At 58.6% G+C, this 15,758-nt stretch carries 17 protein-coding genes; 6 read left to right on the forward strand and 11 right to left on the reverse strand.

The features are described 5' to 3' along the window. The 3 genes from ACIOWE_RS06575 to dapA all read right to left on the reverse strand — a co-directional run. A partial coding sequence (locus ACIOWE_RS06575) for an MBL fold metallo-hydrolase (protein ID WP_401388849.1) occupies positions 1-657 on the reverse strand: 657 nt, incomplete at its 3' end. Positions 658-663: 6 nt separating this feature from the next. After that, a complete protein-coding gene (gene bamC, locus ACIOWE_RS06580; RefSeq protein WP_401388852.1) occupies positions 664-1,779 on the reverse strand; it encodes an outer membrane protein assembly factor BamC in 1,116 nt (371 codons plus the stop codon). A gap of 17 nt (positions 1,780-1,796) precedes the next feature. Beyond that, positions 1,797-2,675 (reverse strand): 4-hydroxy-tetrahydrodipicolinate synthase, encoded by an 879-nt coding sequence (gene dapA, locus ACIOWE_RS06585; RefSeq protein WP_085747220.1) that lies wholly within the window; start codon positions 2,673-2,675, stop codon positions 1,797-1,799. Between the two features lie 330 nt (positions 2,676-3,005). Between dapA and ACIOWE_RS06590 the strand changes: the two genes are divergently transcribed. Then, positions 3,006-3,566 (forward strand): glycine cleavage system protein R, encoded by a 561-nt coding sequence (locus ACIOWE_RS06590; protein ID WP_016984694.1) that lies wholly within the window; start codon positions 3,006-3,008, stop codon positions 3,564-3,566. Between the two features lie 10 nt (positions 3,567-3,576). After that, entirely contained in the window at positions 3,577-4,050 is a 474-nt protein-coding gene (locus ACIOWE_RS06595; RefSeq protein ID WP_401388856.1) for a peroxiredoxin, read from the forward strand. Between the two features lie 128 nt (positions 4,051-4,178). Here ACIOWE_RS06595 and ACIOWE_RS06600 read toward each other — a convergent pair whose 3' ends face one another. Both ACIOWE_RS06600 and ACIOWE_RS06605 read right to left on the reverse strand, forming a co-directional pair. Continuing rightward, positions 4,179-5,249, reverse strand: coding sequence for an AI-2E family transporter (locus ACIOWE_RS06600; RefSeq protein ID WP_401388859.1), 1,071 nt, complete (start codon positions 5,247-5,249; stop codon positions 4,179-4,181). A 32-nt stretch (positions 5,250-5,281) separates the two neighbouring features. Continuing rightward, positions 5,282-5,521: a sulfurtransferase TusA family protein gene (locus tag ACIOWE_RS06605; protein ID WP_401388862.1), complete on the reverse strand. Its 240-nt coding sequence runs from the start codon at positions 5,519-5,521 to the stop codon at positions 5,282-5,284. A 99-nt stretch (positions 5,522-5,620) separates the two neighbouring features. On the opposite strand from ACIOWE_RS06605, the gene ACIOWE_RS06610 reads away from it, so the two are divergent. Beyond that, positions 5,621-7,054 carry a M48 family metalloprotease gene (locus ACIOWE_RS06610; protein ID WP_401388865.1) on the forward strand — a complete coding sequence of 478 codons (1,434 nt, stop codon included), beginning with the start codon at positions 5,621-5,623 and terminating at the stop codon, positions 7,052-7,054. A gap of 79 nt (positions 7,055-7,133) precedes the next feature. On the opposite strand, the gene ACIOWE_RS06615 is transcribed toward ACIOWE_RS06610, so the two are convergent. From ACIOWE_RS06615 to rpoE, 4 genes are all read right to left on the reverse strand, one after another. Further along, positions 7,134-8,564, reverse strand: a complete 1,431-nt coding sequence (locus ACIOWE_RS06615) for a DegQ family serine endoprotease (protein ID WP_201238715.1) — start codon at positions 8,562-8,564, stop codon at positions 7,134-7,136. A gap of 210 nt (positions 8,565-8,774) precedes the next feature. Then, positions 8,775-9,740, reverse strand: a complete 966-nt coding sequence (locus ACIOWE_RS06620) for a MucB/RseB C-terminal domain-containing protein (protein ID WP_201238716.1) — start codon at positions 9,738-9,740, stop codon at positions 8,775-8,777. An 8-nt stretch (positions 9,741-9,748) separates the two neighbouring features. After that, entirely contained in the window at positions 9,749-10,336 is a 588-nt protein-coding gene (locus ACIOWE_RS06625) for a sigma-E factor negative regulatory protein (protein ID WP_008077804.1), read from the reverse strand. Between the two features lie 30 nt (positions 10,337-10,366). After that, on the reverse strand, positions 10,367-10,948 hold the full coding sequence (gene rpoE / locus ACIOWE_RS06630) for an RNA polymerase sigma factor RpoE (protein WP_003172477.1): 582 nt from the start codon (positions 10,946-10,948) through the stop codon (positions 10,367-10,369). Positions 10,949-11,506: 558 nt separating this feature from the next. On the opposite strand from rpoE, the gene nadB reads away from it, so the two are divergent. After that, a complete protein-coding gene (gene nadB / locus ACIOWE_RS06635; protein ID WP_401388870.1) occupies positions 11,507-13,123 on the forward strand; it encodes an L-aspartate oxidase in 1,617 nt (538 codons plus the stop codon). Here the strand turns inward: nadB and ACIOWE_RS06640 are convergent. Continuing rightward, positions 13,092-13,544 carry a protein YgfX gene (locus ACIOWE_RS06640; protein WP_401388873.1) on the reverse strand — a complete coding sequence of 151 codons (453 nt, stop codon included), beginning with the start codon at positions 13,542-13,544 and terminating at the stop codon, positions 13,092-13,094. The genes nadB and ACIOWE_RS06640 overlap by 32 nt on opposite strands. Then, positions 13,528-13,788, reverse strand: a complete 261-nt coding sequence (locus tag ACIOWE_RS06645) for a succinate dehydrogenase assembly factor 2 (protein WP_401388876.1) — start codon at positions 13,786-13,788, stop codon at positions 13,528-13,530. Before ACIOWE_RS06645 ends, ACIOWE_RS06640 begins: the two co-directional genes overlap by 17 nt. A 150-nt stretch (positions 13,789-13,938) precedes the next feature. Between ACIOWE_RS06645 and ACIOWE_RS06650 the strand changes: the two genes are divergently transcribed. Together ACIOWE_RS06650 and ACIOWE_RS06655 are read left to right on the forward strand one after the other, a co-directional pair. Continuing rightward, positions 13,939-14,880 (forward strand): YgfZ/GcvT domain-containing protein, encoded by a 942-nt coding sequence (locus ACIOWE_RS06650; protein WP_401388879.1) that lies wholly within the window; start codon positions 13,939-13,941, stop codon positions 14,878-14,880. Positions 14,881-14,915: 35 nt separating this feature from the next. Continuing rightward, positions 14,916-15,737, forward strand: coding sequence for an HDOD domain-containing protein (locus ACIOWE_RS06655; protein WP_401388882.1), 822 nt, complete (start codon positions 14,916-14,918; stop codon positions 15,735-15,737). The last annotated feature ends 21 nt before the right edge of the window (positions 15,738-15,758 follow it).

Consider the following 15,758-nt stretch of genomic DNA (forward strand, 5'->3'; position numbering starts at 1 on the left):
CAAGTTGTTCTTGCTGCTCAGATGGGCCAGGACCAGGTGTTGCAAGCCCTGCCAACCCAACTCGGACACCAGGAATGCCGCCTGATGGTTGTTCAAATGTCCCAGCTCGCCGCCCACCCGTTGCTTGAGAAAGTACGGGTAATGACCGCGGGCCAGCATGTCGCGGCAATGGTTGGATTCGATCATCAATGCATCGAGATCCCGATAACCGTCCAGCACCCGCTCGCAGTAGGAACCCAGGTCGGTCAGCAGGCCGAAGCGCCGCTGCTCATTGTCACTGAATACATACTGGGTCGGTTCCTGCGCATCATGGGCCACGGCAATGACCCCGATGTTCAATGCACCGATCTGCAGTTGCTCGCCGCCGGCCAGAAAGCCCGCGGGTTCAATCGGTTTGCGCATCCCGCGCAGTGTGCCGCGACTGAGGTAGACCGGCAGATTGTAGCGCCGAGACAGTAAACCCACGCCATGCACGTGGTCGGCATGTTCGTGGGTTACGAGTATCGCGCTCAGTTGCGCAGGGTTCACACCCAGGCGCAACAGGCGTTTTTCGGTTTCCCGCAGGGAAAAACCACAATCTACCAGCACATACGTATCAGCACTGGCGATCAGCGTGCCGTTCCCTTGGCTACCGCTGCCGAGAACGGCAAAACGCATGGTTGATCAGCCCAGATTGTCCTGAATCACGCTCAACACTTTGCGTGCCACTTCAGCCGGCGCGACGGTGTTGATGTTTTTCTCGACGGTCACCTGGATGTTCTCGCCAACCTTGCTCAGGCGAACCTGATAACGCTCGGCACGGGCTTCAACTTCTTCCTTGCTCGGCGCACTGCCGAACAGGCTGCTGAAGAAACCAGGCTTGTCGTCTTTCTTCTCGGCTTTTTCGGCCAGGTTGATGTAGTACAGGCCCAGGCTGCGGTTGATGTCTTCAACGCGCCATTCGCCCTGTTCCAGCGCACGGCCAACACTCGACCACGCACGGTCCAGATCGGTACCGACGTTCAACACCGGGTTACCGCTGCCATCTTCGCTGAGGCTGACACGGCTTGGCGTATCGAAATCACGCGAAGCCAGCATCGACACCGAACCGCCCTTCTCGGCGATACGGCTCATGCTCGCGAGCATGTCGTCGACCAGCGCTGCGTCCAGGCCAGTGTTGACCGAACGATTGGTGAAGGCGACGTCGGCGGTGCTGCCTGCAGGACGCTCGGCGCTGACCACGTAGATTTCACTGGTGTTGCGCTGCACGCCCGGCTCGATACGTACACGAACGCGGGTTTCGCTGTCGCTGGCGATACCTGCCGCGCTCAGGCGCTTGGCCATGGATGCGGACAGTTCGTCGGAATGCTGCCAGGTGGTGGTGAATTCGCCGGTCTGCGGACGCTGCTCGTCCAGACGGAAACCGTTGTCCTGGAAGAACTGCACAGCCACTGGCCAGACTTCGGCCGGTGGATGCTGGGCCATGACCCAACGCGAATCGCCACTCTTCTGCAGCGAGTAGTCGGTCGCATCGGCGATCGCCGACAGCGGTTGAGGACGTGGAACCACGTATTCGCCCTTGGCGGTATCGTCAGCCACGTTACGCGGGATCGGCAGCAGCGGATCCAGACGCTTGGAGGTGCTGACATCCGGCGGCAGTTGCATCGGTGCAGTCTGTTGTGCTTCCAGGTAATCGCTACCACGGTCACGGAAATAACCTTCCGGGCCCCAGACCCATCCGCAGCCTCTGGTGCTGGAGATAATCAAGGCAAGTGCGGAAAGTCCGGCCATTCGCTTCATGCGTTGTACTTCCTCAATTAAACCAGGACGCTGCACTGGCGCAGGGCCGAGCGCAACGTTTCATGACAAGGTGTGCTCAGCCAGGTCAGCGGCAGGCGGATGCCTTCGTGCATCAGGCCCATTTCAACCAAAGCCCACTTCACCGGAATCGGGTTGGCTTCGATGAACAGGTCCTTGTGCAGCGGCATCAGTTTTTCGTTGATGGCCCGTGCGGTCTCGGCATCGCCCTTGAGCGCGGCCTCGCACAGATCAGCCATTTCGCGCGGAGCGACGTTGGCGGTCACGGAGATATTGCCTTTACCGCCCAACAGGATCAGCTCGACCGCGGTCGGATCATCGCCGGACAGCACGATGAAATCCTTGCTCACGCCATCGATGATCGCTTTGGCACGCTTCAGGTCGCCGGTGGCTTCCTTGATGCCGATGATGTTCGGCACGGTGGACAGGCGAATCACGGTCTCGGCCTGCATGTCGCAAGACGTGCGGCCAGGAACGTTGTAAAGAATCTGTGGAATGTCGACCGCTTCAGCAATGTGCTTGAAGTGCTGGTACAGGCCTTCCTGGGTCGGCTTGTTGTAGTACGGAACCACCAGCAGACAGGCATCGGCGCCGGCTTCTTTGGCGTTGCGGGTCAGCTCGACGGCTTCGCGGGTCGAGTTGGCGCCGGTGCCGGCGATGACCGGGATGCGGCCGGCAACCTGTTTGACCACGGCTTTGATGACGGCGATGTGTTCTTCTACATCAAGAGTTGCCGACTCGCCGGTAGTACCGACCGCGACAATGGCATGGGTGCCGTTCTTGAGATGGAAGTCCACGAGTTTGCTGAGGCTGTCCCAGTCAAGACGCCCTTGTGCATCCATGGGAGTGACCAGTGCCACCATACTGCCCGCAATCATGAAACCGCTCCTGCCGGAAAAAGAGAGCGGTAATGGTACTGGCGCCAAGATGCTTGCACAAGCGAAGTACTGCGCTGCCGCCATTCCCCTTGGCGTCGCTTTTCGCTACCCTTCAGACTTTGATCGGTACTGATCAGCTTGTACGCCGGGTTCCAGCCTCCCTTTTCGGCCTCCCAGACCCCGTTCCTGCGTCGCATCGACGCGCTCCCGCTATAGTGGAGCGAGCCGCGACCGCTTGCCGGGGCTTTTTGAACGGACCGCCCGAACAGGCACTCCCCGACGGCCAACGCCCGTAAACCTACCGACCGCTCATCGCTTTAGGAATGCTGCATGTCCACCCCCACAGTTCGCGAACAATTCCTTGTCATCAGTGCCCTCGGCGCCAACCCCATGGAGCTGACTAACGTCCTGTGCCGCGCCAGCCATGAAAATCGCTGCGCCGTGGTCACTTCACGCCTGACCCGCCACGGCGAGTGCAGCGCGCTGATCCTTGAGATCTCGGGCAGCTGGGACGCTCTCGCGCGTCTGGAAGGCAGCCTCTCGGGTCTTGCCAAAAAGCACGCCTTCACCGTTAACGTGGTGCGCAGTGCGGCGCTGGAAAATCGCCCGCAGGCGCTGCCATACGTGGCTTATGTCAGCTCGGCGTACCGCCCGGACATCATCAATGAGCTGTGCCAGTTCTTCATGGACCACAATGTCGAACTGGAGAACCTGACCTGCGACACGTATCAGGCGCCACAGACCGGCGGCACCATGCTCAACGCTACGTTCACCGTGACCCTGCCGGCCGGCACTCAGATCAGTTGGCTGCGCGACCAGTTCCTCGATTTCGCCGACGCGATGAACCTCGACGCACTGATCGAGCCTTGGCGCCCACAAAACCCAATGTAAGGAAGCTTTCATGGCCGTTGTCATCGACCAACCGGTTGCGGATTTCGAAGCGCCTGCCACCAGCGGGCAAACCGTCAGCCTGTCTGCCTTGAAGGGCAAGCAAGTGGTGATCTACTTCTATCCGAAGGACAGCACCCCCGGTTGCACTACCGAGGGGCAGGGCTTTCGTGATCAGTACCCAGCGTTTCAGGCTGCCAACACGGAAATCTTCGGCATTTCGCGCGACAGCCTGAAGTCGCACGAGAACTTCAAGTGCAAGCAGGAGTTTCCGTTCGAGCTGATCAGCGACAAGGACGAGGCCGTCTGCCAGTTGTTCGACGTGATCAAGCTGAAAAAGCTGTATGGCAAGGAATACCTGGGCGTTGATCGCAGCACCTTCCTGATTGATAAGGACGGTGTACTGCGTCAGGAATGGCGCGGCGTGAAAGTGCCGGGGCATGTCGATGCGGTGCTGGCTGCGGCTCAGGATTTGAATAAAGCCTGATATTTCTGTGGCGCTCGCACTGACGCCATCGCCGGCAAGCCAGCTCCCACACGTTTTTCGCCACACACAAAACCTGTGGGAGCTGGCTTGCCGGCGATGAGGCCATAAGCCTCACCCAAAAAACTGCTTTAAAGCAGCGGCGCCACTACCGGCTCTTTGCGCGGCCACGCATCCAGCACAGCCTTGAACAGCGTCGCCAGGGGAATCGCAAAGAACACCCCCCAGAATCCCCACAACCCGCCAAACAACAGTACCGCGCAGATGATCGCCACCGGGTGCAGGTTGACCGCCTCCGAGAACAGCAGAGGCACCAGCACGTTGCCATCCAGTGTCTGGATGATTCCGTAGACCGCCATCAGATAAATGAACTGATCGCTCCAGCCCCACTGGAACAGCGCAATCAGCAACACCGGCACCGTCACCACCACCGCGCCGACATACGGCACCACCACCGAAACCCCAACCAGCAACGCCAGCAGCGCCGCATAGTTGAGCCCGAGCGCAACGAACGCGATGTACGTCACGCCACCGCAGATCACGATTTCGATGACTTTGCCGCGAATATAGTTGGCGATCTGCCGGTTCATTTCCTGCGCGACCCGAGTGATCAGCGCCCGCTCACGGGGTAAATAGCCGCGCACCCACTCGCCGATCATTGCCCGATCCTTGAGGAAGAAAAACACCAGGATCGGCACCAGCACCAGATAGATCATGATGTTGACCAACAGCGGCAGGCTCGACAGCGAAAAGGTCAGCGCCCATTGGCCGAACTTGCCGATCTCGCCCCGGGCCGCTTCGATCGCCTGTAGCACCTGCTCATCGGACACCAGATGCGGATAGCGCTCCGGCAGCAGCAACAGCAGTGATTGCCACTTGGCGAGCATGCCCGGCAGTTCGTTGAACAACGTGATCAACTGATGCCAGAGCAGCGGCAGCACCACGACGATGAACAGCATCAGCACGCCCATGAACAGCGCAAACACCAATCCCACCGCCGCGCCACCCGGCACCCGCAGACGCTCCAGCGTGACCACCAGGCCCTGCATCAGATACGCCAGCACCATCCCCGCCAACACCGGCGCGAGCATGCCGCCGAGAGTCAGCACGGCAGTAAAGGCCAGCACCAGCAGAACAGCCAGCACCACCGCTTCCTCATCGGAGAAATAGCGCTGAATCCAGTCGCGTAACACTTTGAACATCAATAATCCTTAGGTCTTTTACGCTGTCGGTTTCAGGCTTTTTTCAACCAGTAACGGTAGACGCCCGCCTCGTCTTCTTCGCGCAGCAGCGTATGACCGGCCAACCGGGCAAAGGTGCGGAAATCGCGCTGTGAACCCGCATCCGTAGCGATTACCTTGAGCACCGCACCGCTGGACAACTTGTTCAGTTCCATTTTTGCCTTGAGCAACGGCAACGGACAATTCAGGCCACTGGCGTCCAGTTCCACGTCATGGGCTACAGCGTCAGTCATTGCGTCACTCCGGATCAGGTCAGTCGAGCTGCCTAGAATATCTGGTCGCAAGCCCGGTGTCCGGCTACAGTAAGGTCTTTGTCTTCTAAGGCTTTGTGCATGACTTTTCTGCGCCCTACCCTGCTGACGCTCGCTTGCCTGCTCGCCTCACCAGGCTTTGCCGACGATCTGCCGTCACTCGGCGACGCCAGTTCTGCCATTGTCTCGCCGCAACAGGAATATCAGCTCGGCCGCGCTTGGCTGGCCATGCTGCGCAGCCAGGTTTCACAGCTCAACGATCCGCAGCTTAAGGACTACGTCGAATCCAGCGTTTACAAGCTGGTTGAGACCAGTCAAGTCACGGACCGGCGCCTCGAATTCATCCTGATCAACAGCCCGCAGCTCAACGCCTTCGCGGCGCCGGGCGGTGTGGTCGGGGTCAACGGTGGTTTGTTCCTGAACGCACAGACCGAGGGTGAATACGCTTCGGTACTGGCGCACGAACTGGCTCACTTGTCGCAACGCCACTTTGCCCGTGGCGTCGAAGCCTCACAGCGGATGCAGGTGCCGATGATGGCGGCACTGCTCGCCGGTATCGTGATCGCGGCAGCGGGTGGCGGTGACGCCGGCATCGCGACTATCGCTGGCACTCAAGCGGCGGCGATTCAATCGCAACGCACCTTCTCTCGCCAGAATGAGCAGGAAGCGGACCGCATCGGCATCCTCAATCTGGAAAAGGCCGGATATGATCCACGCTCGATGCCGACCATGTTTGAACGCTTGATGCGTCAGTATCGCTTCGACGCCAAGCCACCGGAATTCCTGCTGACTCACCCGGTGACCGAATCGCGTATTGCCGACACCCGCAACCGTGCCGAGCAGGCCAAACCGGGCGGCATTGAAGACTCCAAGCGTTATCAATTGATCCGCGCACGGGTGCAACTGATCTACGAAGAAACCCCAGGATTGGGCGCCAAGCGTTTCCGTGCGCAGCTGGATGAAAATCCGAAAAATGACGTGGCACGCTACGGTCTGGCGATTGCACAGATCAAGGGTGGTCAGTTGAATGAGGCTCGCGAGAATCTCAAGCAATTGCTGGCGTCATCGCCGAACGAGATCATCTACAACCTGGCGCAAGTCGATCTGGACATCACCAACAATCGCCTGCCGGATGCGCAGTCGCGGGTTGACCGGATGCTCACGCAATATCCCGGCAACTACCCGCTTAATCAGGTTCGAGTCGATCTGTTGCTCAAACAGAACCGCGCCGCCGATGCCGAGAAGGCGCTCGAAGCCTTGCTCAAATCACGCCCGGATGATCCGGACGTCTGGTATCAGGTTGCCGAAACCCGTGGTTTGTCCGGCAACATCATCGGTCTGCATCAAGCTCGCGCCGAATACTTCGCGCTGGTTGGCGATTATCGCCAGGCCATCCAGCAACTGGACTTCGCCAAGCGCAAGGCGGGTAGCAACTTCCCGCTTTCCTCGCGAATCGATGCCCGTCAGCGCGAGCTGATGGAGCAGGAGCGCATGGTCAAGGACATGATGGGCTGAAATCATCTCGCCAGACAAAAGCTTCAGGCATAAAAAAACCGCCTCTTTCGAGGCGGTTTTTATTTACCTGATAACCGGATTATTCAGCCAGCTTGAACGTGATGAAGCTTGCACGTCCCTGACGCAGAACCCGCATCGACACCGAACGATTCTTCGGCAGTGCCTTGGCGATCTCGGCGAACTCTTTGCTGGAGCCGATGGCCTGATTGTTCAGGTGAGTGATGACATCACCCGGTTGCAGGCCGATCAGGGCCGCAGGACCGTCCTGCACTTCCTTGATGACCACGCCACCTTTGAGGTCGTAGGTTTTCTTCTGCTCAGCAGTCAGTTCACCGACGGAAACACCGAGGCGGTTGCTGCTGGTTTCAGCACCGGACTTCGGCAGCGCATCCAGCTCTTTGTCTTCGTCCGGAATCGCGCCAACCGTCAGCTCGACGTTTTTGCGCTTACCTTCACGAATCACTTCCAGATTGGCCTTCGCACCCGCTTTCAGCGCCCCGACCAGATGCGGCAAGTCAGCAGACATGACGATCGGCTGACCGTTCATGCTGAGGATCACGTCGCCTACCTGCAGACCGCCCTTGGCCGCCGGGCCGTCATCCTGGATCTGCGCAACCAGCGCACCGGCCGGTTTCTCGAGACCGAACGACTCGGCCAGATCCTTGTTCACTTCCTGGATAACTACACCCAGCCAGCCGCGACTGACCTTGCCACCGCTCTTCAGCTGATTGGAAACGTCCATCGCCACATCGATAGGGATGGCGAACGACACGCCCATGAAGCCGCCGGAACGGGTGTAGATCTGCGAGTTGATCCCGACCACTTCACCGTTCAGGTTGAACAGCGGACCACCGGAGTTGCCCGGGTTGATCGGAACGTCGGTCTGGATGAACGGCACATAGTTTTCGTTCGGCAGGCTACGGCCCACGGCGCTGACGATACCTTGGGTCACGGTGTGGTCAAAGCCGAAAGGTGAACCGATTGCCACGACCCACTGACCGGCCTTCAGGTCCTGGGATTTGCCGAGCTTGAGCACCGGCAGATCCTTGCCTTCGATTTTCAGCAGCGCCACGTCGGAACGCGGATCGGTGCCGATCAGCTTGGCTTTCATTTCGCTGCGATCAGCCAGACGCACGAGGATTTCGTCGGCATCGGCAATCACATGGTTGTTGGTCAGGATGTAGCCATCCGGGGAAATGATGAAACCCGAGCCCAAGGATTGCGCTTCACGCTGGCGACCACCACCTGGCGAACGCTGCTGAGGCGGCATGCCGCGCTCGAAGAACTCGCGCAGCATCGGCGGCAGGCCTTCAAGATCAGGCATCTGCTGGTTCACTTTGCGGTCGGGCAGTTTTTGCGTGGTACTGATGTTCACCACGGCAGGCGAGGCCTGTTCAACCAACTGCGTGAAATCAGGCAAATCGGCCGCTTGCGCAGCCGGGACCGCCTGACCGAGCAACAGCACGGTGGCGAAAATGGAGAGATAAGACTTCAAGCTAGGTATCGACATACAGCTCCCGTTACGACGAGCAGGTTTAAGCGATATGGAACAAGGATCACCGGAAACCACTGGCCGGGACTTTTATTCCAGGAACAACAAACAAGGCCAGAGCCGTGAGGCTCTGACCTATAAAAAACTTTCGGGTTATTTGCAAATGAAAATGCTCAGCAAACATTTCATCTCCGACTCGACGAAGAAATGGTAATGACTGAAATCAGCTCACTGCTTGCTGGTTGCAGCGCCATCAGTATTACGCATCGATAGAGCTATTCGCTCTGCTGTGCCGATCGGAATCTCGCCAACCACGGTGACCATCATTTCGCCTTCAGGCGTGGTCAGGCGACGGGATACAGCGACGGTCGGACCCAGTTGAGTGCGGGTATCAGTGACTGTAGCGCCATTCAACGGTTCGAGGAAAACCGAAAAGCGCGCCAAGCCATCGTCATACATCAGGCTGTTGACCTGAGTCTTGGTTTCAGGATCTTTGTGCGAGGTGCTGCTGGTCAGCTCGAAGCCCGGCGGCAGCCAGTCCGAATGCCATACCTGAGTGGTCTTGACCGCAGATGCCTTGTCGCTGTCGAGGGTAATCGGTTTGCAGTCGGCGTCTGCCAACAAGTCCTTGTCCGATGGAACGTCGTCGGTATCAAGACTGGTGAACTGGAACCGTTCGAGCAACTGCCCTTTGTCGTTCAACAGCAGCGACTTCAATGGCAGGCCGGTCTTTTTGTCCAGGTGCAACTCAAATCCGTAGCGATGCTGATCACGAGGCGTCAACGAAACGATCACAGCATCTCGGCCGGCCACGCGCGATTTGCCAATGACGGCAAGGTCATACCAGTTTTTCAGCTTTTGCGGATCGAGAGGACGAGCGGCTGAGTTGGGGGAATCCCCCAGCCCGGCAATCAGGGTGCCGCTGACGCATTGAGTGTGTCCATCAATGCGCACGACTTCCTGAGCCGAGCCGTCGAGCTGGAGTAAACGCTCGCGGACCTGGCCGTTCTGGACGCGATGCCAGATGTTATGGGTAGAAAAACTACCGTTACGCTCGTAAACGAAGGTGCCGTGAAAGCTTTGCTGCTGCTCGGCCTGGCCCAGACGGGTCAGCCAGTCCTGGGCCTCATCGGCGTGGGCTGGAACGATGAACCAGCCACTGAGCAGAAGCGAAAGTAGAGGTATGGCGCGCATGATCCTCCTTAACGGTTTTCCAGGCTTGCTGCACGTGCATAAGGCAGCGCGCTTTCAGTACCTTTGAGCGCAGCCTGTTGAGCGTGCTGGCGCAGATAACCTGGCAGACGCTGATCATGCCAGCCTGGTTGACCTTGCAATACGCCGTTGGCCATTGGGCCAGTGGCTTCCGAACTCTCACTATAGCCTGCCAGAACAGCCGGACCTTTCACCTGTGGAGTGGCCAGGGTTGGCTGATTGGATTGCTGAGCGAGTTCCACGCCAGCGATTTCGTCCTGGTTGTACAGACGAACCCCCGCCAGCACGGCAACAGTCACCGAGGCTGCAACGGCCAGACGGCCAAGGTTGCGCCATGGGCTACGGGATACTTTGGCCGGGGCCGTTTCGTCTTCCAGCGCAGCAGATACTGCCGCAGCGATGTCCAGACGTGGAAGCAACAAATCCTTGTGCATGGCTGCCCGAGCGATCTGGTAACGAGCCCAGGTCTCACGGGTATCCACATCGTCCAGTGCGCTGAGCACTCGACGCAATTCCAGTTCGTCCGCTTCGTTATCCATCACTGCGGACAGCGATTCCTGCAGGGCTTCACGACTCATAGCGTTCCTCTCTTGGCTGTCGCCGCTGTCTCAGTTTTCCTGCAACAACGGCTGCAGGGCTTTATCGATGGCCTCCCGGGCGCGGAAAATCCGGGAGCGCACGGTACCCACCGGACACTGCATGACGCTCGCAATGTCCTCGTAACTCAGACCATCGAATTCACGTAAAGTTAATGCCGTACGCAAATCCTCTGGCAGTTGCTGAATGGTTCGATGGACGGTGCCTTCGATCTCATCCCGCAGCAGTGCACGTTCTGGTGACTCGAGATCCTTGAGGCCATGATCGCCATCGTAAAACTCTGCGTCTTCGGAACTTACATCGCTATCCGGCGGCCGACGGCCGCGAGAAACCAGATAATTCTTCGCCGTGTTAATGGCAATACGGTACAGCCACGTATAAAACGCACTGTCGCCGCGAAAGTTTCCAAGTGCTCGATACGCCTTGATAAAGGCTTCCTGAGCCACGTCCTGGGCTTCATGGGTGTCGTGCACAAAACGCACGATCAACCCGAGAATTTTGTGCTGATATTTCAGCACCAGCAGATCGAAAGCTCGCTTGTCGCCACGCTGAACGCGTTCGACCAGCTGCTGATCCTCTTCCTGGGTTAGCATGAACACTCCTCGATAGGCCCGGAGGAGACTTGCATAACTAAACGACCAGACTTGCAAACATAGACTCGGGCTTTTCGCAAAAGTTCTCCCCCTCCAAGCAAGTTTCCTGCGGGCTCTGATTTGGCACGCACGAAAAACGCAGCGCGGGATAAACCGGCTGCGCGAATAATCTTGTCATCGGTTTCGCCGGCAGGAACCCCAACCACAGATTCCGCACTGAAGCCGACACTGTCCCTTTTTCTGGCACCGTCTATTGATCTTGGGCCTTTGGCAAAAGTTCCAATTATTTATAGCCGTACCGACTGCATATTGGGCGACCCTGAACGGAAAAAGCCTGTTTCAGCGCCGATACAGTCGTCTTTTCCCAAAACCTGCGGAAAATTCTTCCGACGAAGCACCCGGTTTTTCCCGTCACAGTAGTTTCACAATGCCATATCGGCTCGGCTATTGTGCCGCCCCACCCCTCTATATACTAGTGGGCTGTGTGGCTGTCTTGACTCGCCGATCCAGCTGTCTTGCGCCAACCCCGACCCGGGTCGCTTTGAGCGGAATCCTGTAATGAGCCAACAATTCCAACATGATGTTCTGGTCATTGGCAGCGGTGCTGCCGGTTTGAGTCTCGCGCTGACCCTGCCGGGTCATTTGCGCATTGCCGTATTGAGCAAGGGCGATCTCGCCAACGGTTCGACATTCTGGGCGCAAGGTGGTGTCGCCGCCGTGCTCGACGATACCGATACTGTCGAATCCCACGTCGATGACACCCTCAACGCTGGCGGTGGCCTGTGCCATGAAGACGCCGTGCGCTTCACCGTCGAGCACAGCCGTGAAGCCATACAGTGGCTGATCGACCAAGGCGTACCGTTCACCCGCGACGAGCAGTCAGGCACAGAAGACGGTGGTTTCGAGTTCCACCTGACTCGCGAAGGCGGCCACAGCCACAGGCGCATCATCCACGCGGCGGATGCCACCGGTGCCGCGATTTTCAAGACATTGCTGGCCCAGGCCAAAGAACGTTCGAACATCGAACTGCTGGAACAGCGGGTGGCGGTCGATCTGATTACCGAACGCCGCCTGGGCCTGGACGGCGACCGCTGCCTCGGCGCCTATGTGCTGAACCGTGCCACTGGCGAAGTCGACACCTACGGCGCGCGCTTCGTGATTCTCGCTTCCGGTGGCGCAGCCAAGGTTTACCTCTATACCAGCAACCCCGATGGAGCCTGCGGTGATGGCATCGCCATGGCCTGGCGTTCGGGCTGTCGGGTAGCGAATCTGGAGTTCAACCAGTTCCACCCCACTTGCCTCTATCACCCGCAGGCCAAAAGTTTCCTGATCACTGAAGCACTGCGTGGCGAAGGCGCGCACTTGAAGTTGCCGAACGGCGAACGCTTCATGTACCGCTTCGACAAACGCGCCGAACTGGCACCACGCGATATCGTCGCTCGCGCCATCGACCACGAAATGAAGCGTCTGGGCGTTGATTGCGTCTACCTCGACATCAGCCACAAACCCGAAGCCTTCATCAAGACGCACTTCCCGACTGTTTATGAGCGCTGCCTGGGCTTTGGCATCGATATCACTAAACAGCCGATCCCGGTCGTACCGGCAGCGCACTACACCTGTGGCGGCGTGATGGTCGATCAAAATGGCCGCACCGATGTGCCAGGCCTGTACGCCATTGGCGAAACCAGCTTCACCGGCCTGCACGGTGCCAACCGCATGGCCAGTAATTCGCTGCTGGAATGCTTCGTCTATGCCCGCTCGGCAGCGGCGGACATTCTTGCGCAACTGGACGACGTCACAGCGCCGGACGCCCTGCCCGTCTGGGACGCCAGCCAGGTGACCGACTCTGACGAAGACGTGATCATTGCGCACAACTGGGATGAGCTGCGGCGTTTCATGTGGGACTACGTCGGCATCGTGCGCACCAACAAGCGCCTGCAACGGGCTCAACACCGCGTGCGTCTGCTGCTGGACGAGATTGACGAGTTCTACAGCAACTATAAAGTCAGTCGCGATCTGATCGAACTGCGCAACCTCGCGCAAGTTGCCGAACTGATGATCAGCTCAGCCATGGAGCGCAAGGAAAGTCGCGGCCTGCATTACACCCTCGACTATCCGGACATGCTGCCCGAGGCACTCGATACTATTCTGGTGCCGCCCACCTACGCCGGCTGAACTTGAGCCGAACCCGCAGGCGCCGGTGCAAATCCGCCGCCTGCGAGTCGCGTGGTACACAGATTGATCTGACTCGCCATTCCCCGCGCAAACGAAAACGCAGCACTACGATCAGCGGCAGCGCCAGACTGTCCGGTCGCAGCTGTACGGCTTGCCAGCCATCTGCCTGATTCCACAACTGCCAGCCATCGGCATCGCGCCGCAAACCACGAAATGCCTTGGGATGATTCAGCAAAATCTGCCGCGGCATCACCAAAAACCCGTGAAGCAGACAGGCGAAAGCCCCGAGCAGACTCGCCCAGAGTGGAATAGACAGAAGAAACAACGAACCCAAGGCGAACGCCTGGGCCAACAGATACGCCGCCAGCAACTGCCGAGAGGCATGCCAGCGGCATTCGAACGAATTACTTGGGCTGGACACGATCCAGGATCATGCGAACCATGCGCTGCAGTTCCGGATCTTCAGACTCGCTGCGCTCCATGAACCAGCCGAACATGTCCTGATCCTCGCACGTCAGCAGACGCACATACAGATCGCGATCCACCTGGTTCAACGTCGCGTAAACCTCCGTCACGAAAGGCACCAGCAACACATCAAGCTCAAGCATGCCGCGACGGCTGTGCCAAAAGTGGCGATTCAGTTCAACTTGTTCGACTTCGGCCATGGGGCCCTCCTCAAATTTGGCGGCAAGTATACAGCCCGCGCGCAAGTCGCACAGTCGGCTTTGGTCGGGCACCACCGATCCTTTATCAACTACCCATTTCAACAACGCGCCCTTATGATGTGCCCCAGTCTATTTACCCTGCGATGACCCATGGCCGATTCTGCTTTTTTCTGCACCCTGTCACATGAAGGCGTTCTCGCGGTTCGCGGCGCGGATGCCGGGAAATTCCTGCAAGGCCAGCTGACCTGCAATATCAATTACCTGAGCGACACCCGGGCCAGCCTCGGTGCGCGCTGCACGCAGAAAGGCCGGATGCAGTCGAGTTTTCGCATTCTGCTCGAAGGTGACGGCGTGCTGCTGGCGATGGCCACTGAGCTGCTGGAACCGCAACTGGCGGACCTGAAAAAGTACGCGGTGTTCTCGAAATCCAAACTGACCGACGAAAGCGCCTCTTGGGTACGCTTCGGCCTAGCGCATGGCGACGCCGCACTGGCCAGCCTCGGTCTGGACCTGCCGGCCGAAACCGACAGTGTCGTGCGCAATGAAGGCCTGATTGCGATCCGCATCTCGCCGGATCGCGCCGAACTCTGGGTACCCGTCGATCAAGCTGAAAGCATCAGAGGCAAGCTGATCGCCGCCCTGCCTGAAGGCGAACTGAATCAATGGCTGCTGGGTCAGATCCGCGCCGGTATCGGTCAAGTCATGCCGAGCACCCGCGAGCTGTTCATTCCGCAGATGCTCAACCTGCAAGCCGTCGGCGGCGTGAGTTTCAAGAAAGGCTGCTACACCGGCCAGGAAATCGTCGCGCGGATGCAATACCTGGGGAAACTCAAGCGTCGTCTGTATCGCGTGAGCCTGGACGCCGCAGATTTGCCGGAACCGGGCACTCCGTTGTTCGCCCCAAGCCACAACAGCTCGATCGGCGAAGTCGTACTGGCTGCCAATGCCGGGAAAAATATTGAACTGCTGGCGGTGTTGCAGGCCGAAGCTGCCGAAGCGGACGATCTGCATTTGGGCACCCTTGAGGGGCCAGCGCTGCACCTGCTCGATTTGCCCTACGAACTGGATCGCGACCGCGAAATCCAGCGCTGATCGCAGCATTTGTTGCAACACCCTAGAGAGCATAAATGAACGAACTGGCGGATAAGATCCAACAGGATTTGGTTGAGGCCATCGATAACGATGACCTGGTTCTGCCAACACTGCCGGAAGTGGCCCTGCAAATTCGCAAGGCCGCCGAGGACCCGGAAATCAGCGTCAGCGACCTGAGTAAAGTCATTGGCCGTGACACGGCGCTTTCGGCGCGCCTGATCAAAGTGGTCAACAGCCCACTGCTGCGCGCCGCGCAGGAAGTCACCGACCTGCACACCGCCATCACCCGACTGGGCATCAACTACAGCAGCAACCTGGCGATCGGTCTGGTGATGGAGCAGATTTTCCACGCCAGTTCCGATGTGGTCGAACAGAAGATGCGCGAAGTCTGGCGCAAGAGTCTGGAAATCGCCGGGGTCAGTTACGCGCTTTGCCGTCGTTACACTCAGCTAAAGCCGGATCAGGCAGCGCTGGGCGGTCTGGTGCATCAGATCGGTGTGCTGCCGATTCTGACCTACGCCGAAGACCACTACGAGTTGCTGTCGGATCCGGTCAGCCTCAACCATGTGATCGACCATATTCATCCGCTACTGGGCGACAAACTGCTGCGCGTCTGGGAATTTCCGGAGCGTCTGGTGGAATTGCCGGGGCTGTATCAGGACTTCAAGCGCGACTCGACAGAGATTGATTACGTCGATCTGGTGCAAGTGGCGAGCCTGTATTGCCACAAGGACAGCGATCATCCGTTTGCGCGGATTGATCCACTCACGGTTCCGGCCTTCAGAAAGCTTGGGATCGACCCGGAAAACAAGGCGCTGTGCGCGGATCTGGAAGAATCCCGGACGATGTTTTACTGATCCAGAGCGGCGGCGCCCCCT

The sequence above is a fragment of the Pseudomonas sp. NPDC087598 genome (assembly GCF_044743525.1).
In the GTDB taxonomy this organism is placed as follows: domain Bacteria; phylum Pseudomonadota; class Gammaproteobacteria; order Pseudomonadales; family Pseudomonadaceae; genus Aquipseudomonas.